We start from the raw sequence: 19,690 nt of genomic DNA, 5'->3' as shown, positions 1-19,690 counted from the left end.
CTCTTCATCAGTCGTCTATGAATAGGGGTCATTCTCAAAGTGCAGAGAAATCGATCGCTTGGTACTTATCGGCAGCGATGCCGGCAAAACTGAGCAACGCCGGCAATTGTCGGGCAAAGCCCTGGAAACCGTGGTCGCCGCCGGCCTGGATACGCAAGGCGCACGCCCGGTAATACTGTTGCGCGGCGCGATAATCAAGGGTTTCGTCGGCCGTTTGCAACCATACCTGAAACCGTTGCGGGTCCTGCGGCGCTGGCACTTCCAGGGCGGCCAGGGCCGTCACGTGGTCAAGGGTCAGCTCCCAGGTTTCACCGCTGTAGAGGTTCTGCTGCGGGCCGAGAAAGCCGTCGAACAGCCGGTGCGGGCTGACCGCCGGGTTGACCAGCAGGGCCTTCAGGCCATGGCGCTCGGCCAGGTGAGTCGCATAGTAGCCGCCGAGCGAGCTGCCGACCAGCAGCGGACGTCCGAGTTCGGCGATCGCCGCCTCGAGCTGGGCCATCGCCTGGCGTGGATGATGGTGCAGGGCCGGGACCCGCAATTGTGCGCCAAGCCCCAGAATCGCCATCACGTCTGTCAGTTGGGTGGCCTTCTTCGACTCGGGCGAACTGTTGAAGCCGTGGATATACAGGATCGAACCGGACATGTCATCGCTCGCTGGCGGGCAAAGACGCGCAGTTTAGCCTGAGTCCGGGGCCATGACTCGCCCTGAGATACTTCCTACCTATATTGGGGAAGTTCAGTAACCCGTACCGCCGTGATCGACGGTGAACTCGAAGTCCTGAACACGCGATACCCCGGTCTCCAGTTGGCCATCCGGATGCAGGCGCAGCCAACGGTAGCCGGGAGCCTTGTCGTCGAGCTTGAAATCTTCGCTGCCCGGCGCGAACTGGATACAGGTCGAGGGCGAGGCCAGCAGGCGCAGGCCCTGGTGCTCGCGGTCGAACTCCTGGTGGATATGCCCCCAGAGCAGGGCCCGCGCCTGGGGAAAGCGCTCCAGCACGGCGAACAGCGCCTGCGGATTGCGCAAGCCGATCGGCTCCATCCAGGCGCACTGGATCGATACCGGATGGTGGTGGAAACAGATCAGGTGATGACGCTCCGGCGCCTCACCGAGCGCGCGCTCCAGCAACTGCAACTGTTCATCCTGCAGAAACCCCGGCACCGAGCCCGGCACGGCGGAATCCAGCAGTGTCACGCGCCAGTTGCCGATATCCACCACCGGTTCCAGCAGGTCGCTGCCGGCGGCGGCCGCGGTCATTTCGCGCAGTTCGTCGTGGTTGCCGGGAAACCAGCGGGCCGGAGCCGGAATACGTCCGCTCATCCGGCGAAAGCACTGGTAGGACTCCAGCGTGCCGTCCTGGGACAGGTCGCCGCTGGCCAGCAGCAGGTCGATCCGCGGCTGTTCGGCCAGGACGCAATCGATCACCCGCTGCAGGCTGTCGCGGGTATTCATGCCCAGCAGCGTACCGTCCGCCTCGGCAAACAGATGGCTGTCGGACAGCTGGACCAACAGCACCGAGTCCGTGGTGGTCGATTGAGTGGCTACGCTCGACAAGGCGCTCTCTCCCGCAATTGCTGGCTGGACAGGTTTCAACCGATTCGTTCAAAACCGCATTGCGCGCAATTATGGTCAGGGAACCTGCAAAGAGGAAATGGCTGAAAACGGGCACAGTTCACATTTAGCCGGATACAACCCGATTAACGTACCGCTTCGAATTCATGACCACAGGCCAGGCAGTGGCTCAACCACTCGCCGAGGAAGATGTTGAGCTGGGCCTTCTCATCCGGCTGGTGCATGGCCGCGTTCGGATAGGGGTAGATACTGCGAAAGCGTCGTGCATGCTCGGCGCTGATGACCTCGGCCATGCGCGCATCGTGGTAGACCTGTACCTGCAACTGCGGCACCGGCAACCATGGCAGGCTGTGTTCCTGACGCACCAGCAGGGTGGTGGTGTAGGGACAGTCCTGCAGCACCTCCAGGGCCAGCACGCCAAGCATCTGGTCGCCCTGGGTCACGGCAATCCGGCGGGCGCGTTGCTGGTCGCGCATCTCGGGCAGCAGGCGCATGAGGCGGGCATAGTTCGCCTCGCAGGCTGCCTGCAGCCCGATCAGATCGACCCGATAACGCTCGCGCAGCAGACTTACGACCATAAGCCCCTCACTTCGGCACGATTCAACGCCAGCCACTGCAAGGCAATGATCGACGCCGCATTGATGATCCGCCCATCGCGCACGGCCTGCAGGGCATCATCGAAGGCCCAGACCGTCGCCCGGATGTCCTCGCTCTCCTCCACCAGCCCATACAGGCCGCCGGCCCCCTCGGTCTGGCAACGCCCCAGGTACAGATGAACGAACTCATTGCTGCCGCCAGGCGACGGGAAGTAGCGGGTGATCGGCCACAGCGCCTGCAGCGCCAGATCAGCTTCCTCCTGCGCCTCGCGATGGGCAACCTCTTCCGGCTGCTCGTCCTTGTCAATCAGGCCGGCCACCAGCTCGACCATCCACGGGTTGTCGGTCTTGTCCATGGCGCCGACCCGGAACTGCTCCAGCAATACCACTTCATCGCGCCGGGCATCGTAGGGCAGCACACACACCGCATCATGGCGCACGAACACCTCGCGATTGATCTCCTTGCCCATGCCACCGGCGAACAGCTCATGGCGCAGGTGCAGGCGATCAAGCCGGTAGAAGCCCTTGAAGCAGTTCTCCCGGCGAATGATCTCGACTTTCGTCGGACTGGACTTGCTGATGTCGGTCATGCTGATCCTCTTTGCTGTAGCGGCGAGGCTCCCCCTCGACTTCGCGCCATCCTAACGCGCCGACACCTGCTGATGCAGCCACTTTCCCATTGTCGGGATAGACGGCTGCCACCGAAACCTACTCTAATTAGCGTAGTGGCGAACCGAGTCCGCCGCTGACAGTCAAAGCACGCTCTCCCTGACCTATCTTTCGCCGACGAAGGACGTACATGTCGTTTCTAAAAATCGCCTCGCTGACCTGCATCGCCCTGACCCTCGGTGCGTGCCAGAGTCTGTTCCAACCCGCCACGCAGAAGCCGCTGGAGTTCAAGCGCGACGCCTGGGAACAGGTCAAGCCGGGCTGCAACGATCCGGACTGCCCGCTGGTGAACATCGACACGGTGCACTTTCCGAGCGAACCGCAACTGGACAGCCTGATCGAGCGCCGCCTGCTGCAGATGACCCAAGCCACGCCGTTGCCGACGTCGCTCAAGGCCTACCAGGATCAGTTCCTCGCCACCTCCGCCAGCAGCCAGGGCAGCTATCTGCAAGCCAAGGTACTCGAACAGCATGACGGCCTGGTGATCATCGAGCTGATCAGCTACCTGGACAACGGTACCCCCCAGGGCACGCCGAGTCGCAGCTTCATCAACTGGTCACGCGAGGAACACAAGGCCCTGACCCTGCAGGACATACTGCTGCCGGGCCAGGAAGAAGCCTTCTGGAAGTTGGTCAAGGTCGCCCACAACAGCTGGCAGATCAACAATCGCGTAGACCAGGACTTCGTTCGTACCTGGCCCTTCCAGACCACCCCGAACGTTGCCCTGACCAGCGACGGGGTACTGCTCAAGTACAACGTGACGACCATCGCGCCCTACGCCATGGGCCTGATCGACCTGAAGGTCGACTACTCGCGCCTCAACGGCATCCTCAAGCCCGAGCGGTTTCCCGCCCGGCAGTGAAGACCTTGCCCAACAGCAGTTGCAGCAGCCCTGCCAGCAGCAGCGACGGCAGGGTCGCACCGAGTTCCGGATGGAAACTGGCCAGCAGGTGGTAGGTGCCGATACCCCCCAGCCAGGCCAGCAGCGCCGACCAGCGCAAGGCTGGCGACACCACGACGCAACCACGCCGGCGCAGGATGAAGTGGTCGACCAGCACCACGCCGAACAGCGGCGCGAACACCGAGCCGATCAGCAGGAGGAAGTTCTGGTACTGCGCCAGGGGTGCCAGGCAGGCGATCAAGGTGCAGAGCACGCCGATGGCAAGGGCCAGTTGCTCGACCTTCAATGGCAGCAGGGTCCCGCTGGAGACCGCCGCCGAATGGATGTCGGCGAAAGCGTTTTCCGATTCGTCGAGCAGGATCAGCAGCAGCGGGATCCCCATCCCGGCACCCGCCAGGGCCAGCAGCAGGGCATTGACCTCGCCGCTCGGCGCAAAGGCCAGGGTGTAGGCCACGCCCAGGCTCATCAGCCACAGGTTGCCGATGAAGAAACCCAGCGCGGTGCCGCCGAACACACCTTGCGCACGCTTGCCGAACCGGGAGTAGTCGGCGATCAGCGGCAGCCAGGACAGCGGCATGGCAATCGCGATGTCGAAACCCACGGCGAACGCCATCGAACCATCGCCGGCCTGGGCCCACAGCGCCACCAGGTCGGCCTTGGCGAACAGGTTCCAGGTCAGCCACAGGCACGCCGCCAGCAACAGCCAGATACCCCACTTGCGCAGGATCTTGCGCACGAACGTCAGCGGACCGCTGACCGCCAGCAAGGTGGCCAGCGCGCCGAACAGCAGGGTCCAGAGCAACGGATTGGCAAGCAGGCTGCCTTCGCCGAAGGCCCGGCCACCGAGCAGGCTGGCGGCATCACGCATGACGATGATTTCGAACGCGCCCCACCCCACCAGTTGCAGCAGGTTGAGGATCGCCGGCAGGCTCGCGCCATACTGGCCGAGGCTGAGTTTCAAAGCAGCCATGGAAGCCAGTCCGGTATCGCTGCCGATCACACCGACGGCCGCCAGCAGCAGTACGCCGACCGCCGTACCAACCAGGATCGCCAGCAACGAGCTGGCCAGCCCCAACCCCGGCGCCAGCAGGGCACCGGTCTGCAGCACCATCAGGCCGATGCCGAGGGAGAACCACAGGGAAAACAGGTCGCGCGCGCCGAACACGCGCTTGTCGAGCGGGACGGCGAGATCGGGGGAATAGGTGCTGACAGGTGTGTTCACGGCTGATCTCGAAAATAGGTGTATGGATTGCAAGGGCGATGGCGCGCTTGAGGGGCTATTCGCGGGCAAGCCACGCTCCTACAGTGCAGCGTCGTACGTGGGACCTGCATACGACATGGCACTGTAGGAGCGTGGCTTGCCCGCGAAGGCGCCCTCACGGACGCCCCGATAGCTGCCCGGTCAGACCTTCCGGTACAACTGGCTGCCCTCGCGCTTGAAGCGCTCGGCCTGCTCGGCCATACCCTGCACCGCATCCGCATCGACCGCCTCGATCCGCTGGTTGGCCGCATAGTCGCGGACTTCCTGGGTGATCTTCATCGAGCAGAACTTCGGCCCGCACATGGAACAGAAATGCGCGACCTTGGCCGAATCCTTGGGCAGCGTCTCGTCGTGGAACGCACGGGCGGTGTCCGGGTCCAGACCGAGGTTGAACTGATCTTCCCAGCGGAATTCGAAGCGCGCCTTGCTCAGCGCATTGTCGCGGATCTGCGCCCCCGGATGCCCCTTGGCGAGGTCGGCGGCGTGGGCGGCGATCTTGTAGGTGATGATCCCGGTCTTCACGTCATCCTTGTTCGGCAGGCCCAGGTGCTCCTTGGGCGTGACGTAGCAGAGCATGGCGCAGCCGAACCAGCCGATCATCGCCGCACCGATGCCGGAGGTGATGTGGTCGTAGCCCGGTGCGATGTCGGTGGTCAGCGGGCCGAGGGTGTAGAACGGTGCCTCGTCGCAGCACTCCAGCTGCTTGTCCATGTTCTCCTTGATCAACTGCATCGGCACGTGGCCAGGGCCTTCGATCATGCACTGCACATCATGCTTCCAGGCGATCTTGGTCAGCTCGCCGAGGGTTTCCAGCTCGCCGAACTGCGCTTCGTCGTTGGCATCGGCAATCGAGCCCGGACGCAGGCCATCGCCCAGCGAGAAGCTGACGTCGTAGGCCTTCATGATTTCGCAGATTTCCTCGAAATGGGTGTAGAGGAAGTTTTCCTTGTGGTGCGCCAGGCACCACTTGGCCATGATCGAACCGCCACGGGAGACGATCCCGGTGACCCGCTTGGCGGTCAGCGGCACATAGCGCAGCAACACGCCGGCGTGAATGGTGAAATAGTCGACGCCCTGCTCGGCCTGTTCGATCAGGGTGTCGCGGAACAGCTCCCAGGTCAGGTCTTCGGCCACGCCGTTGACCTTCTCCAGGGCCTGGTAGATCGGCACGGTGCCGATCGGCACCGGCGAGTTGCGGATGATCCACTCGCGGGTTTCATGGATGTGCTTGCCGGTGGACAGGTCCATGACCGTGTCCGAGCCCCAGCGGATCCCCCAGGTCAGCTTGGCCACTTCTTCCTCGATGGAAGAGCCCAGGGCGCTGTTGCCGATGTTGCCGTTGATCTTCACCAGGAAGTTGCGGCCGATGATCATCGGCTCCAGCTCCACGTGGTTGATGTTCGCCGGGATGATCGCCCGGCCGCGGGCGATTTCCTCGCGGACGAACTCGGGCGTGATCTCTTTCGGGATGCTCGCGCCAAAGCTGTGGCCGGCGTGCTGCTGGTCGAGCAGGCCGGCGGCGCGGGCTTCCTGCAGCTTGAGGTTCTCGCGGATGGCGACGTATTCCATCTCGGCGGTAATGATGCCCTGGCGGGCGTAGTGCATCTGGGTGACGTTGGCCCCGGCCTTGGCCCGGCGCGGGTTGTTGACGTGGGCGAAGCGCAGCTTGGTCAGTTCCGGATCGGCCAGGCGCTGCTGGCCGAAATTAGAGCTCAGCCCCGCCAGGCGCTCGGTGTCGCCACGGCTGTCGATCCACGGCGAGCGGACATCGGCCAGGCCCTTGCGCACGTCGATGGTCACGTTCGGGTCGGTGTACGGGCCGGAAGTATCGTAGACCAGCACCGGCGCATTGATCTCGCCGCCGAAATCGGTCGGGGTCACATCGAGGCTGATTTCGCGCATCGGCACGCGGATATCCGGGCGCGAACCCTGGACGTAGATTTTTTGCGAGCGGGGAAAGGGTTGAACCGACTGCTCGTCGACCTTGGCCGAATCGCTGAGGTTCGCGGCGTCTTTTAATCTTGTACTCATCACGGGCTCTCCAGACTGCATCCAGGTGGATTGTCGGGACGAACCTGAAATGCACGGACGCACCATGACTGGCGCTGTGCCTTGCCCGGACCTGCGCTGTTCGATTGTCGAACAACATCCCGGGCGCGGCACAAGAGGACTCGCCGGGAGACGAGCAATCTTGTTCCCTACGCAGGCGCTAACCTGATCAGGTTCAACGGGATCCGGAATTATCCGATCTCAGCCTCACAGCAAGGCACCCCGACAAGAACGCGGCGAGTGTAGACCAAGACCGCGACATAACGCCACCACCCTCGTATCCGTCTGGATAAATGGCCGATATGCAGGATTGTTGCGAGCCCCGACGACAACTACACTCGCCTACGGCTTGACGCTACGCCCGGCGCACATTAGCCTCGGCCCCGAATTACAACCGTAATATTTACTCCAAGGATCGCCTCATGCTGCGCAAACTATCACTGGCCCTGGCCGTGTCTTGTGCGACCAACGGACTGGTCTGGGCAGCTGAAGCGCCCTTGTCGACCAAGACCGACCTGGTCAGCGTCTACCAGGAAGCCCTGGACAACAACGCCGACCTGGCCGCCGCCCGCGCCGATTACGACGCGCGCAAGGAAGTCGTGCCCCAGGCCCGGGCCGGATTGCTGCCGAACCTGTCGGCCGGCGCCAGCAGCAATAACGTGCACACCTCGATCGACCGGCCCTCGGTGACCACCAACCGCAGCGCCAATGTCTACCAGGCCACCCTGAGCCAGCCGATCTTCCGCGCCGACCGCTGGTTCCAGCTCCAGGCGGCCAAGGACGTCAACGAACAGGCCGCGCTGCAACTCTCGGCCACCGAACAGAACCTGATCCTGCAGAGCGCCGAACGCTATTTCGCGGTGCTGCGCGCCCAGGACACCCTGGCCTCGACCAAGGCCGAGGAAGCGGCGTTCAAGCGCCAGCTGGACCAGTCCAACGAACGCTTCGACGTCGGCCTGTCGGACAAGACCGACGTCCTGCAGTCCCAGGCCAGCTACGACACCTCGCGAGCCAACCGCATCGTCGCCCAGCGCCAGGTCGAGGATGCGTTCGAAGCCCTGATCACCCTGACCAACCGTCAGTACAACTCGATCCAGGGGATTGTCCATACCCTGCCGGTGCTGGCCCCGACTCCGAACGACGCCAAGGCCTGGGTCGATACCGCGGCCAAACAGAACCTGAACCTGCTGGCGAGCAACTACGCGGTCAGCGCAGCGGAGGAAACCCTCAAGCAGCGCAAGGCCGGCCACGCCCCGACCCTCGATGCCGTCGCCCAGTATCAGGCCGGCGACAACGACGGTTTCGGCCTGACCAACCCCAATACCCTGGGCCAGAACTATGGCGGGCCGGTGAAGCAGACCACCGTCGGCCTGCAACTGAACATCCCGCTGTACAGCGGCGGCCTGACCAGTTCCCAGGTGCGCGAGTCCTATTCGCGCCTGAGCCAGACCGAACAGCAGCGTGAAGCCCTGCGCCGCCAGGTGGTGGAGAACACCCGCAACCTGCATCGTGCGGTCAACACCGACGTGGAGCAGGTACAGGCCCGCAAGCAGTCGATCATCTCCAACCAGAGTGCACTGGAAGCGACCGAGATCGGCTACCAGGTGGGTACGCGCAATATCGTCGACGTGCTCGATGCCCAGCGCCAGCTGTACACCTCGGTGCGCGACTACAACAACACCCGCTACGACTACATTCTCGACAACCTGCGCCTGAAGCAGGCGGCGGGCACCTTGAGCCCGGACGACCTGAGTGCCCTGTCGCGCTACCTGAAGGCCGACTACAACCCGGACAAGGACTTCCTGCCGCCGGACCTGGCGAAAGCCGCATCGGCCAACCTCAAGGCGCCATCGCAACGCTGACGCAGCCGGATTTATCCGCGAAGCCTTGGGCGGCCTTAAAAGGATTACTCGCGGATGGATCCTGCTCCCGCAAGCAGGCGCGCAAGCCCATCCAGCAGGCGCTGCAACGCGCCCTGGTTGGCCTGCATCACCTTCAGCCCCGCCTCGCCCATCCGGCGGGCGTCCTGTGGCAGCTCGAACAGACTCCGCACGGCCACTGCCAACCCCTCGGCATCATCGACTTCCTGCAGCGCACCCGCCTCGCGCATCAACGCGGCGATCTCGAGGAAGTTGAACAGGTGCGGCCCGCTCAGGACCGGCTTGCACAGGGCCGCCGGCTCCAGCAGGTTGTGGCCGCCATTGGGCACCAGGCTGCCGCCGACGAAGGCACTGTCGGCCAGGGCATAGAGAAACAGCAGTTCGCCCATGGTGTCACCGAGCAGCACCGAATCCTGCGCCCCCACCGGTTCCGCGGTTGAACGCCGGACCGTCGTGAAACCCTGCTGGCGACAGAGTTCAAAGACGCTGTGGAAACGCTCGGGGTGGCGCGGCACCAGAATCAGCAAGGCATCCGGGTAACTGCCCAGCAATTGCCGATGTGCCGCCAGGATCACCTCGTCCTCGCCTTCGTGAGTGCTCGCGGCAATCCACACCGGACGCTGTTGCGCCTGCCACTGCTCGCGCAACTCGGCGGCCCGCACCAGCAGTTGCGGATCGACGCTCAGGTCGAATTTGATCGAACCGGTGACCTCGACGGACTCGGCCCGCGCCCCCAACTGCCGGAAACGCTCGGCCTCGGCTTTGGTCTGCACCGCGATCAGACTCATTTCCTCGAGCATCGGCCGGGTCAACCGGGCAAAGCGGGCATAGCCCCTGGCCGAGCGCGCCGACAGCCGCGCATTGGCCAGGGCCACCGGAATCCCGCGCCGGGCGCATTGGTGGATGTGATTGGGCCACAGCTCGGTTTCCATGATCACCGCCAGCCGGGGGCGTACCATGTCGAGGAAACGCGCCGCCGCCCAGGGCAAGTCGTAGGGCAGGTAGCAATGCTGGATACGCGGCTCATTGGCGAACAGCGCCTGGATTCGCTCCGAGCCGGTAGGCGTCATGCAGGTCACGGTGATCGGCAAATCCGGGTAGCGTGCCAGCAGCGCCCGGATCATCGGTGCGGCGGCAATGCTCTCGCCCACCGAGACCGCATGCACCCAGATCCCGCCCGGGCGCATCGGCGGCAGCCCCCGGGCGAAACGTTCGCAGATCCGTCGGGCATAGGCCGGCGCCTTGCGCGCCCGCAGCCACAGACGCACGGCCACCAGCGGCAGCCCCAGATGAAACAGCAAGGTGTAGAGAGTTCTATTCATGGCCACGGAGTTTACTGTGTTTTCAGCCGATCGCCTGCAAGTGTTCGGCAAAACGCTCGGCCAACCAGCGTCCTGCCGGCCCCAGGGGCTCGTCGCGACGCCAGACCAGTTCGACGACCAGCGCCGGCGGCGTCCACTCGCTGGCCAGCTCGACCATCTGCCCCTGGTACGTCGGATACTGCACCACGTGACGCGGCAGCCAGGCCCAGCCCAGGCCGCGGATCAACCATTCAGCCATCACGTAGAAACTGTCGGCCCGCCAGACCTGTGGGCTGGCCGCCTCGCTGCCGGGGTAGACACTCGACTGCGTCGACATCAGCAACTGCCGGTGCTGGGCCAGTTGCTGACAATTGACCCGTGCCAACTCCGCCATCGGGTGGCCGACGCCGCATACCGTGACCATCTCGATACTGCCCAGCACCCGTCGCTCCAGGGCTTCGGGAATCTGGTCGTGGTAGAACAGCAGGCCCAGGTCGGCACGTCGCTCCACCAGCTTGCGCGCCACATCGCCCTGGGCCGCGCTGGTCAATTGCACCTCGAGATTGGGAAAGCGGTTGGCCAGGGCTTCCAGGCTGTCGACCACCGACTGGTAGGGCATCGCCTCATCCTGTGCCAGACGCAGACAGGCTTCCTGACCCCGCATCAGCGACAGGGCCCGCCCATTGAGGCGCTCGCACTGACGCAGCACTTCGCGCGCTTCCTCCAGCAGCGACTCCCCCGCCGCCGTCAGCCGCGGCTGGCGGCCGCTGCTGCGCTCGAACAGCAGCACACCGAGGTCATCCTCAAGCAGGGCAATCGCCGAACTGACAGCCGATTGGGCCTTGCGCTGATGACGGGCCACTGCAGAAAAAGAACGCCGCTCGGCGACCTCGACGAACAGCCGCATCTGCTCCAGATTCCATTGCATGGGTGGACCAACCTATCTTCTATACAGATAGGTAATGACTTTACCCCATCTGGGCGACCGCTAAAATGCCGACCTCATCAGCAGGCCCAAAAGATAGGGGAGATCACTTCATGAATGCCTACTACTACCTCGCCATCGCCATTTGCGCCGAAGTCATCGCCACTGTCTCCATGAAAGCGGTCAAGGGCCTGAGCACACCACTGCCCCTGGCCCTGATCATCGTCGGCTATGCCACCGCCTTCTGGATGCTCACCCTGGTGGTGCGCACGGTGCCGGTAGGTGTGGCCTACGCGGTCTGGGCCGGCATGGGCATCGTGATGGTCAGCGTCGCCGCGCTGTTCCTCTACGGCCAGAAGCTGGATGTGCCGGCCATGCTCGGCATGGCGCTGATCGTGCTCGGCGTGGTGGTGATCCAGCTGTTCTCGAAAACCGCCGGGCATTGATGGCAGGCCGTCGACGCCTCTTGCGAACCTGTATACTGCGGCCTTAGTCAGAACAACCGAGGTCGCTGCATGCCATCCGCTATATCCACCGATGTCCTGATTGTCGGCGCCGGCGTCGCCGGCCTCTGGCTGAATGCGCGCCTGCGCCGCCAGGGCTTTTCGACGGTGCTGGTGGAAAGCGCCAGCCTGGGCGGTGGCCAGAGCGTGAAGTCCCAGGGCATCATCCATGGCGGCGCCAAGTACGCGCTGCATGGCGCACTGACCGGCGCTTCGGAAGCCATCGCCGACATGCCGCGCCGCTGGCGCGAGGCCCTGGCCGGCAGCGGTGAACTCGACCTCACCGGCGTACGCCTGCTGTCGGACGCCCATTACCTCTGGTCCCCCGGCACCCTGGCCGGCAACCTCACCAGCTTCTTCGCCAGCAAGGCCGTGCGCGGCCGGGTCGACCAGGTCAAGGGCGACCAGTTGCCACCGGCCCTGCAGAACCCGCGCTTCAAGGGCAAGGTCTATCGCCTGGCCGAACTGGTGGTCGACGTCCCCAGCCTGATTGCACGCCTGGCCGAACTGGCGGGCGATGGCCTGCTCGCCGGGCAGAAAATCGAACCGCTGCGCGAAGACGGGCAACTGGTCGGCCTGCGCGTCGATGACCGCGAAATCCGCGCCCAGCGCATCGTGCTCAGTGCCGGGGCCGGCAACGCCGAGCTGCTGGGCGCGCTGGGCCTGAGCCAGCCGGCGATGCAGAAACGCCCGCTGCACATGGTGCTGGTCAAGGGCCCGAGTCTCAAGCCGCTGTACGCCCATTGCCTGGGCGGCGGTCCCAAGCCAAGGATCACCGTGACCAGCCATCCGGCGGCCGATGGCCAATGGGTCTGGTACCTCGGCGGCGATATCGCCGAAGCCGACGGTGTGGCGCGCGACAGCGCCGAACAGATCGCCGCCGCGCGCAAGGAGCTCGACAACCTGTTGCCCTGGATCGACCAGAGCCAGAGCCGCTGGGCCACCCTGCGGGTCGACCGCGCCGAACCCCAGCAATCGGGCCTGACCCGCCCGGACAATGCCTTTCTCGCCGAAGACGGGCGCCTGCTGGTCGGTTGGCCGACGAAGCTGGCGCTGGCCCCGGACTTCGCCGACCGGGTCATCGCCAGCCTGCAGCGCGACGCTATCCAGCCGAGCCATCCGCCGGCACTGCCGCAGCTGCCACGCCCGCCCCTCACGCAAACCGCCTGGGAGCAACTGCTGCCATGAGCCAGCCAACCCTGCACGACCTGCACCGGCCCCTGGGCAGCACCGGCCTGAGCGTCTCGCCACTGGGCCTGGGCACCGTGAAACTGGGCCGCGACCAGGGCGTCAAATACCCTAGCGGCTTCCAGATCCCCGACGACCAGGACGCTCGCCAACTGCTCAAGCTGACCCGCGACCTGGGCATCAACCTGATCGACACCGCCCCGGCCTACGGCCGTAGCGAGGAACGCCTCGGCCCGCTGCTGCGTGGGCAGCGCCATGAATGGGTGATCGTCAGCAAGGTCGGCGAGGAATTCGAGGCTGGCCAGTCGCGCCACGACTTCAGCGCCGGGCATACCCGTCTTTCCGTGGAGCGCAGCCTGCAACGCCTGGAAACCGACTTCATCGACCTGGTGCTGGTCCACTCCGACGGCAACGACCTGGCAATCCTCGAACAGAGCGATGTCTACCAGACCCTGGCCGGCCTCAAGCGCGAAGGCAAGATCCGCGCCTTCGGCTTTTCCGGAAAAACCGTCGAGGGTGGCCTGAAATCTCTTGAGCAGGGCGATTGCGCGATGGTCACCTACAATCTGAACGAACAGGCCGAAAGAGCGGTCATTGACTATGCAGCTGCCCACGGCAAGGCGATTCTGGTAAAAAAGGCCCTGGCCAGCGGTCATGCCTGCCTGAGCCCAGGTGTCGATCCGGTACGCGCCAGCTTCGAGTTGCTGTTCGGGCATCCCGGTGTCGCCAGCGCTATCGTCGGTACCATCAATCCGCTGCACCTGGCCCATAATGTGGCAACCGTAGCCCGGGTCATTCGCCAGAACTGATGCCGCCCACGCGGCCGACCCCGACGCAAGAAGGAGCCGACATGCCGCGAACACTGATCAGAAAGAACCCCAGCAACTTCAAGACCCTGCCCCTGTTCGTCGAAGCGACTCCCGAAGGCCTGAGCTACCAGAGCGTCGGGATGCCGCTGAACTTTGCGCAGATCCTGCACAGGCGCAAGCCGGTGAACGTCGCCGATGCCGGACGTTTTGCCGTGGAACTGGCCAACCTCGGGGTTTCGGTGCGGCTCACCCTGCACTGGCAGAACCGCGACTACTGGGTACTGGTCCGCCAGCGCCGGCAGGACCGCGGCGACGTGGTACTCAAACTGATTTCCGGCTATGTCCCGGCCCAGGAACTGAACCTGCCGCTGCACACCGCCATCCAGGAGATCGCCGAGGAATGCCTGCTGGAAACACCGGAAGGCTGGCTCAGCGGGCGGTTCAATGACACCTGGCTGCCGACGCCCTATTCCGCCGCGCTGCACTACCGCGAGGCGCTGCCGTTTCGCCTGACGCCGCTGTCCGGCTCGGCCTTGCCGGTACGCTGTGGCGCCCAACAGCTGCTGGAGCGGCCGCGGGCCTATGTGCACCTGCCGACCGCATCGCTGCAGTTGATCTACGACCTGCGCCTGGACGTACCTCGGGAGGCCAAGCCCCTGAGCCTGTTCCATGTCGACGAGCGGTTGGAAAACGATGAACTGGTGGCGCGCCTGAACCGCTCCCGGCCCGACCTGTACCTGATGCCATTGAAGGACGGCCAGCCCTGTGCCGAGCTGTATACCCTGAAGAAGGATCAGTTGATTGCCGCCAGCACGCGCGGCCTGTATCTGGCGGAAAGCTTTGCCCGCCAGGATGGCTGGCTGGTGCGCGATGAGCGGGTGCGCTGGAAGGATTGGGTCCGCCAGCAGGGGCTGACGGAACCGGAAAAGGACTCGAGGTTCAGGCGCCTGACCGGCAAGGCCCGGCAGCTTCTGCGCAAGATGGTACCGGCCAAGGCCGGGCGCTGACAGCGGCGCAACCGCGCGGGTCGGGTAACGGACGGTGAATCCGTTATGCCGCTGTTCGCGGATAAACCCGGCTCCTGCAGGAGCCGGTCACCCTCAGTTGCTGCGGATCTTCTCGACGATCGCCGTGGTCGAGCTGTTTTCCACCAGCCCCAACACCTTCACCGTACCGCCGTAGGCCTTGACGATGTCGGCACCGACCACCTGATCGATACCGTAGTCCCCACCCTTGACCAGAACATCGGGCTTGATCTGGGCCAGCAGGTTTTCCGGAGTGCCTTCCGGGAAGCTGATCACCCAATCCACCGCACCCAGGCCGGCCAGGACCGCCATGCGCCGATCGACGCTGTTGATCGGCCGCCCCGGGCCTTTCAGACGACTGACCGAGGCATCGTCGTTGATCGCAACGATCAGCCGATCGCCCTGGGCCCGCGCCTGCTCCAGATAGGTCACATGGCCGGCGTGGAGGATGTCGAAACAACCGTTGGTGAACACGATCTTCTCGTTGTGCGCCCGCGCGTCATCCACTGCCAGCAGCAACTGTTCGAGCCCCAGCACACCGCGCTCGGAACCTTCCTCGCGCTGGATGGCACGACGCAGCTCCGGCGCACTGATGGCCGCCGTACCCAACTTGCCGACCACGATACCTGCCGCCAGGTTGGCCAGGGCCACGGCATGGGGCAGGTCCTCGCCAGCGGCGATCGCCGCTGCCAGGGTGGAAATCACCGTATCGCCGGCACCGGTCACATCGAACACCTCACGTGCCCGGGCCGGCAGGTGCAGGGCCGGATGATCGGGGCGCAACAGGGTCATCCCGTGCTCGCCACGGGTGACCAGCAGGGCTCCCAGATCGAGGTCCTGCATGAGCTGCGCGCCCTTGGAAACCAGGTCGTGCTCATCGGCACAACCGCCGACGATGGTTTCGAATTCGCTGAGATTCGGCGTGATCAGGCTGGCTCCGCGATAGATCGAGAAGTCCTTGCCCTTGGGATCGGCCAGCACGGGAATACCCCGCGACCGCGCAGCCTGGATCAGCGCCTGATGGTTTTTCAGCGCGCCCTTGCCGTAGTCGGACAGCACCAATACCTTGATGCCTTCGAGCAGGCCATCCACTTCTGCACCCAACGCCAGGGCATCGGTGGCGAACGGTTCTTCGAAATCGATCCGCAACAGCTGCTGATGACGACTCATGACCCGCAGCTTGACGATGGTCGGCTGGTGCGCAATACGCTGGAAAAGCGCGCGCACGCCCGCGCCCTTGAGGCTGTTGCTCAGGCTGTCGGCGGCCTCGTCGTCACCGGTGACACCCACCAGGGACGCCGGCGCACCCAGCGCGGCAATGTTCAGGGCAACGTTGGCAGCACCGCCCGGACGATCCTCGATCTGCTCGACCTTGACCACCGGTACCGGCGCCTCAGGGGAAATCCGTGAGGTACCACCATGCCAGTAACGGTCGAGCATGACATCGCCGACCACCAAGACAGGGGCTTGATCGAATCGCGGCATGGACAACTTCATGGAGCAACCCACATACAAAATGAACAGGGGCGCGATATTAACACAGGGTGGCCCCAGGCTAGCCTATGGCTTCAAGTGAGTGGCTTCGCCATTGGAAATTGCACCTTTATTGATCAGAAAATCCAGCAGGCGCCGGGTCGAGGCTTCCAGCGTCAGCGAGGTCGTGTCGATTTCGCAATCGGCATCGAGGGGCACCTCGTAAGGGCTGTCGAGCCCGGTGAAGTCCTTGATCCGCCCGGCCAGGGCCGCCTTGTAGAGCCCCTTGGGGTCGCGCCGGGAACAGACGTCGAAGGGTGTGCTGACATAGACGCAGGAGAACGCCTGCGGCGCGAACAGCGAGCGGGCCTGATCACGCTCGGCACGAAACGGTGAAATCGCCGAGACGATCACGATCAACCCGGCATCGACCATCAGCCGTGCCACCTCGGACACCCGCCGGATGTTTTCCTTGCGAGCCTTCGCAGACATGCCAAGGTCGCTGCACAGGCCGTTGCGCACGTTGTCGCCATCGAGCAGGAAGGTATGCAGGCCGCGCTGATTGAGTTGCACTTCGAGGGCATTGGCCAGGGTCGACTTGCCCGCTCCCGACAAGCCGGTCAGCCAGATGCAGCAGGGCCGCTGGTGCTTGATCGCCGCCCGCTGCGCCGTGGAAAGCGCCAGGGTGTAGGGGCGGATCTGCGGTCTTTCCAGGGGGATCGTTGCCAGTCTATTCATAGCCCAGTAACTCATAGTCTCGTTGGTAGACGCGACGAACCAGTCGGCGGGTTCTCACCGAACAGAACTCCTTCACCGGCTCCACGCGTCGTTGGCGTGAGTGATTGAGGTGAGGCAGGGTCGAGGCGATGCCAATCCGCTCGCAGACGGAGCGGAAATCCTGCTCCAGATGCTCCTGGCGACCGATGAAGTCCAGCTCCAGATGACCGAGCGAGCCGACCAGAAAGTCCGTCTGGGGGGCGAAATGCAATTGCTTCCTGACATTCTCGGGATGCAGCCAGCGATAGACGAAATCGTCGAAGTCGCGGTATGAACTCACCAGGTTGTGCGCAGACATATCCCGCCGGCATGGCTCGTTGCCCCTGAGAAAGGCGAAAGCCGAATAGGCCCGCTCCAACGGCTCACGCACGAAAGCGAACTTGAAGCTCCTGGCGTACTGCTCGGGGAACTGATGCTCATACCAGTGCAAAGGCAGATGCCCGGGGTGCCAACCGCCGAACAAGGCACCACACACACTGCTGCCGGCGCACTTGGGAACATGGATGAACAGACAGGCACGCTCGGTGAACGGCTGGGGAAACTGCACATTGCCGGACATGACCTTGTTGATGACCTGCCGGTCGACAACCGGGAGACGCCCCAGCAGAAATTCTCGCTGAGCCTTGGGCATCAGCTTCCATAGGTAGCGCTGCAACATTCCAGTACCTGCGCGGAAGGGATAGCCCCTCCGTTGATATCGATGATTCGTTGCCGAACCATAACAATGTCAGGTAGCAGAAAATATTTAGCGATGGTCAAGCTGGGTAAGTATCCGGATACAAACTCGCGGCGCATTGCGCACCGCAACTGCCCGGAAGCGACACTGCGCTCCCGGGCTATTGACTCACGCGGTCCCGGCGGGGGCCGACTCATCCAGCCCCATGGCATGCAGCCGTGCGTAATAGCCATTTTTTTCCAGCAACTGGGCATGAGTACCACGCTCGACTATACGCCCCTGATCCATCACCAGGATCAGGTCGGCCTTCTCGATGGTCGACAGCCGGTGGGCGATCACCAGGGTGGTACGACCCTTCATGACCTTGTCCAGAGCAGCCTGGATATGCCGCTCGGACTCGGTATCGAGTGCCGAGGTGGCCTCATCGAGAATCAGCAGTGGCGCGTTCTTGAGCAACGCCCGGGCAATCGCCAAACGCTGGCGCTGGCCGCCGGAGAGCAGGACGCCGTTCTCGCCGACCTGGGTATCGAGGCCCTTGGGCAACTGATCGATGAAGTCCTTGGCGTAGGCGTCGCGCACAGCCTGCTCGACGTCTTCGCGAGGGGCACCCGCCAGATCGCCATAGGCGATGTTGTTGGTGACCGTATCGCTGAACAGCGTGACATGCTGGGTCACCTGGGCGATATGCCGGCGCAGGTTCAGCAACCGATAGTCTTCGACCTCGATGCCGTCGAGCAGGATCTCGCCCTGTTCATGGTGATAGAACCGCGGAATCAGGCTGGCCAAGGTCGATTTGCCACTGCCGGAGCGCCCCACCAACGCCACCATCTGGCCCGGTTCGACACTGAACGAAATGTCGTCCAGCACCAGACGGTCGGTGCCCGGATAGGTAAAGCTCAGGTTACGCACATCCAGGCGGCCCTCGACCTTGTCCCGCTCGAGGGTGCCATGGTCCACTTCCGGTGCGACGTCCAGTTGCTCGAATATGCTCTCGGCACCCGCCACGCCTTTCTGGATGGTCGAACTGACCTCCGACAACTGACGAATCGGCTTTGGCAACAGACCCGCCAGGGTGATGTAGGCCACCATGTCGCCCGCCGACGCATCGCCGCGCAAGTAGAGCACCAGGAACATCAGCACCGCCATGGCAATGTAGATTACCAACTGCAGCATCGGCGTATAGATCGCACCGGTGCGAGTCATGCGCAGTTGCTTGTCGGTGTTGCTCTGGCTGGCCTTCAGGAAGCGTTTCTGCTCATAGGTTTCGCCACCGAAGCTGCGCACGACACGGTAGCCCTGGATGGTCTCGGACGCCACATGGGTCACATCGCCCATCGCCACCTGGATCTTCTTGCTCTGCTTGCGAAACTTCTTGCTCGCCGTGCGTACCATCAGCGCGATCAGCGGCAGGATGGCGACCATGACCAGAGTCAGACGCCAGTTCATGAAGAGCAGGGAAACGAACAGGAAAATCACCGTCATGCCTTCACGAACCACGACCTTGATCGCGTCGGTGGCGGCCCCGGTCACCATGGTGACGTTGAAGGTGATACGTGAAATCAGATGGCCGGAGTTGTGCTGGTCGAAGTAGCGGTTCGGCAGGGTCAGCAGGTTGTTGAACAGCTGGACCCGCAGGTCGTGAACCAGTCCGAGAGAGACCTTGGCCAGCAGGTAGTTCCCCAGGTACGAACCCAGCCCCTGCCAGGCGGCGATCAGGATGATCAGCAGCGGCACGGCCTGCAGCAACTGCAGGTCGCGCAGATAGGGCACGTTGGGAAACAGCGCGGCTTCGGGATTGGACAGGCCATCGACAAAATACTTGAGGATGTAACCCAGCATTGGCTGCGTCGAAGCGAAAATCAGGAAACCGACGATGCTGAGCATGAACAGTCCTATGTAGGGACGTACATAGCTCAGCAGACGGAAGTAGACTTTCAAGCTCGACGGGCTTGCGGAGAGACTGGAGTCGGTCATGTCACGCGGCGGTAATTGAAAAAGGAGGCTGACTTTAGCACAGCTTCTCTGTTGTACTGACTGCCACTTGGCTCAAGCCCACCGCCCACCTGGCGGACGACATTAAATAG

At 63.7% G+C, this 19,690-nt stretch carries 18 protein-coding genes and 1 riboswitch; of the genes, 6 read left to right on the top strand and 12 right to left on the bottom strand.

Annotated features, from left to right (window positions below; translation table 11 throughout):
* Positions 1 to 34 precede the first annotated feature (34 nt).
* The 4 genes from PF66_RS05900 to PF66_RS05885 form a co-directional block, all read right to left on the bottom strand.
* Positions 35 to 643, bottom strand: coding sequence for a YqiA/YcfP family alpha/beta fold hydrolase (locus tag PF66_RS05900; RefSeq protein WP_054059402.1), 609 nt, complete (start codon positions 641 to 643; stop codon positions 35 to 37).
* Positions 644 to 736: 93 nt separating this feature from the next.
* Positions 737 to 1,555, bottom strand: a complete 819-nt coding sequence (gene cpdA / locus PF66_RS05895; protein ID WP_054059401.1) for a 3',5'-cyclic-AMP phosphodiesterase — start codon at positions 1,553 to 1,555, stop codon at positions 737 to 739.
* Between the two features lie 143 nt (positions 1,556 to 1,698).
* Complete coding sequence (locus PF66_RS05890; protein ID WP_054059400.1) at positions 1,699 to 2,151, bottom strand: DUF1249 domain-containing protein; 453 nt, start codon at positions 2,149 to 2,151, stop codon at positions 1,699 to 1,701.
* Positions 2,142 to 2,759: an NUDIX domain-containing protein gene (locus PF66_RS05885; protein ID WP_054059399.1), complete on the bottom strand. Its 618-nt coding sequence runs from the start codon at positions 2,757 to 2,759 to the stop codon at positions 2,142 to 2,144. Before PF66_RS05885 ends, PF66_RS05890 begins: the two co-directional genes overlap by 10 nt.
* Positions 2,760 to 2,968: 209 nt before the next feature.
* On the opposite strand from PF66_RS05885, the gene PF66_RS05880 reads away from it, so the two are divergent.
* Positions 2,969 to 3,700, top strand: a complete 732-nt coding sequence (locus PF66_RS05880) for an RsiV family protein (protein WP_054062128.1) — start codon at positions 2,969 to 2,971, stop codon at positions 3,698 to 3,700.
* Here the strand turns inward: PF66_RS05880 and cytX are convergent.
* The gene (gene cytX, locus PF66_RS05875; protein WP_054062127.1) at positions 3,669 to 4,961 is read right to left on the bottom strand and encodes a putative hydroxymethylpyrimidine transporter CytX; all 1,293 of its coding nucleotides are present in this window, start codon (positions 4,959 to 4,961) and stop codon (positions 3,669 to 3,671) included. The genes PF66_RS05880 and cytX overlap by 32 nt on opposite strands.
* A 180-nt stretch (positions 4,962 to 5,141) precedes the next feature.
* The gene (gene thiC / locus PF66_RS05870) at positions 5,142 to 7,031 is read right to left on the bottom strand and encodes a phosphomethylpyrimidine synthase ThiC (RefSeq protein WP_054062126.1); all 1,890 of its coding nucleotides are present in this window, start codon (positions 7,029 to 7,031) and stop codon (positions 5,142 to 5,144) included.
* A gap of 147 nt (positions 7,032 to 7,178) precedes the next feature.
* Positions 7,179 to 7,284, bottom strand: a riboswitch (TPP riboswitch).
* A 187-nt stretch (positions 7,285 to 7,471) separates the two neighbouring features.
* Between thiC and PF66_RS05865 the strand changes: the two genes are divergently transcribed.
* Positions 7,472 to 8,911 (top strand): TolC family outer membrane protein, encoded by a 1,440-nt coding sequence (locus PF66_RS05865; RefSeq protein ID WP_054062125.1) that lies wholly within the window; start codon positions 7,472 to 7,474, stop codon positions 8,909 to 8,911.
* Between the two features lie 44 nt (positions 8,912 to 8,955).
* Here PF66_RS05865 and waaA read toward each other — a convergent pair whose 3' ends face one another.
* Positions 8,956 to 10,251 carry a lipid IV(A) 3-deoxy-D-manno-octulosonic acid transferase gene (gene waaA, locus PF66_RS05860; RefSeq protein ID WP_054062124.1) on the bottom strand — a complete coding sequence of 432 codons (1,296 nt, stop codon included), beginning with the start codon at positions 10,249 to 10,251 and terminating at the stop codon, positions 8,956 to 8,958.
* 22 nt (positions 10,252 to 10,273) lie between these two features.
* Positions 10,274 to 11,158, bottom strand: coding sequence for a LysR family transcriptional regulator (locus tag PF66_RS05855; protein ID WP_054062123.1), 885 nt, complete (start codon positions 11,156 to 11,158; stop codon positions 10,274 to 10,276).
* A 110-nt stretch (positions 11,159 to 11,268) separates the two neighbouring features.
* Here PF66_RS05855 and PF66_RS05850 point away from each other — a divergent pair, with 110 nt between their 5' ends.
* The 4 genes from PF66_RS05850 (at position 11,269) to PF66_RS05835 (ending at position 14,662) form a co-directional block, all read left to right on the top strand.
* Complete coding sequence (locus PF66_RS05850) at positions 11,269 to 11,601, top strand: DMT family transporter (RefSeq protein ID WP_054059392.1); 333 nt, start codon at positions 11,269 to 11,271, stop codon at positions 11,599 to 11,601.
* A gap of 69 nt (positions 11,602 to 11,670) precedes the next feature.
* Positions 11,671 to 12,846, top strand: coding sequence for an NAD(P)/FAD-dependent oxidoreductase (locus tag PF66_RS05845; RefSeq protein WP_054062122.1), 1,176 nt, complete (start codon positions 11,671 to 11,673; stop codon positions 12,844 to 12,846).
* Positions 12,843 to 13,655, top strand: a complete 813-nt coding sequence (locus tag PF66_RS05840) for an aldo/keto reductase (protein ID WP_054062121.1) — start codon at positions 12,843 to 12,845, stop codon at positions 13,653 to 13,655. The genes PF66_RS05845 and PF66_RS05840 overlap by 4 nt, the downstream gene beginning before the upstream one ends.
* Before the next feature lie 41 nt (positions 13,656 to 13,696).
* Positions 13,697 to 14,662, top strand: coding sequence for a hypothetical protein (locus PF66_RS05835; protein ID WP_054056548.1), 966 nt, complete (start codon positions 13,697 to 13,699; stop codon positions 14,660 to 14,662).
* 93 nt (positions 14,663 to 14,755) lie between these two features.
* Here the strand turns inward: PF66_RS05835 and hldE are convergent, their stop codons facing one another.
* From hldE to msbA, 4 genes are all read right to left on the bottom strand, one after another.
* Positions 14,756 to 16,177 (bottom strand): bifunctional D-glycero-beta-D-manno-heptose-7-phosphate kinase/D-glycero-beta-D-manno-heptose 1-phosphate adenylyltransferase HldE, encoded by a 1,422-nt coding sequence (hldE, locus tag PF66_RS05830; RefSeq protein WP_054056547.1) that lies wholly within the window; start codon positions 16,175 to 16,177, stop codon positions 14,756 to 14,758.
* A gap of 63 nt (positions 16,178 to 16,240) precedes the next feature.
* On the bottom strand, positions 16,241 to 16,891 hold the full coding sequence (gene cysC, locus PF66_RS05825; protein WP_054056546.1) for an adenylyl-sulfate kinase: 651 nt from the start codon (positions 16,889 to 16,891) through the stop codon (positions 16,241 to 16,243).
* Positions 16,884 to 17,588 carry a sulfotransferase family 2 domain-containing protein gene (locus tag PF66_RS05820; RefSeq protein WP_054062120.1) on the bottom strand — a complete coding sequence of 235 codons (705 nt, stop codon included), beginning with the start codon at positions 17,586 to 17,588 and terminating at the stop codon, positions 16,884 to 16,886. Before PF66_RS05820 ends, cysC begins: the two co-directional genes overlap by 8 nt.
* Before the next feature lie 186 nt (positions 17,589 to 17,774).
* On the bottom strand, positions 17,775 to 19,580 hold the full coding sequence (gene msbA / locus PF66_RS05815; RefSeq protein ID WP_054056544.1) for a lipid A export permease/ATP-binding protein MsbA: 1,806 nt from the start codon (positions 19,578 to 19,580) through the stop codon (positions 17,775 to 17,777).
* Between the last annotated feature and the right edge of the window lie 110 nt (positions 19,581 to 19,690).

The sequence above is a fragment of the Pseudomonas asplenii genome (genome assembly GCF_001293465.1).
GTDB classification, from domain to species: domain Bacteria; phylum Pseudomonadota; class Gammaproteobacteria; order Pseudomonadales; family Pseudomonadaceae; genus Aquipseudomonas; species Aquipseudomonas fuscovaginae_B.
The sequence above is the reverse complement of the archived record's forward strand: the minus strand, read 5'-3'. Positions and strand labels throughout refer to the sequence as shown.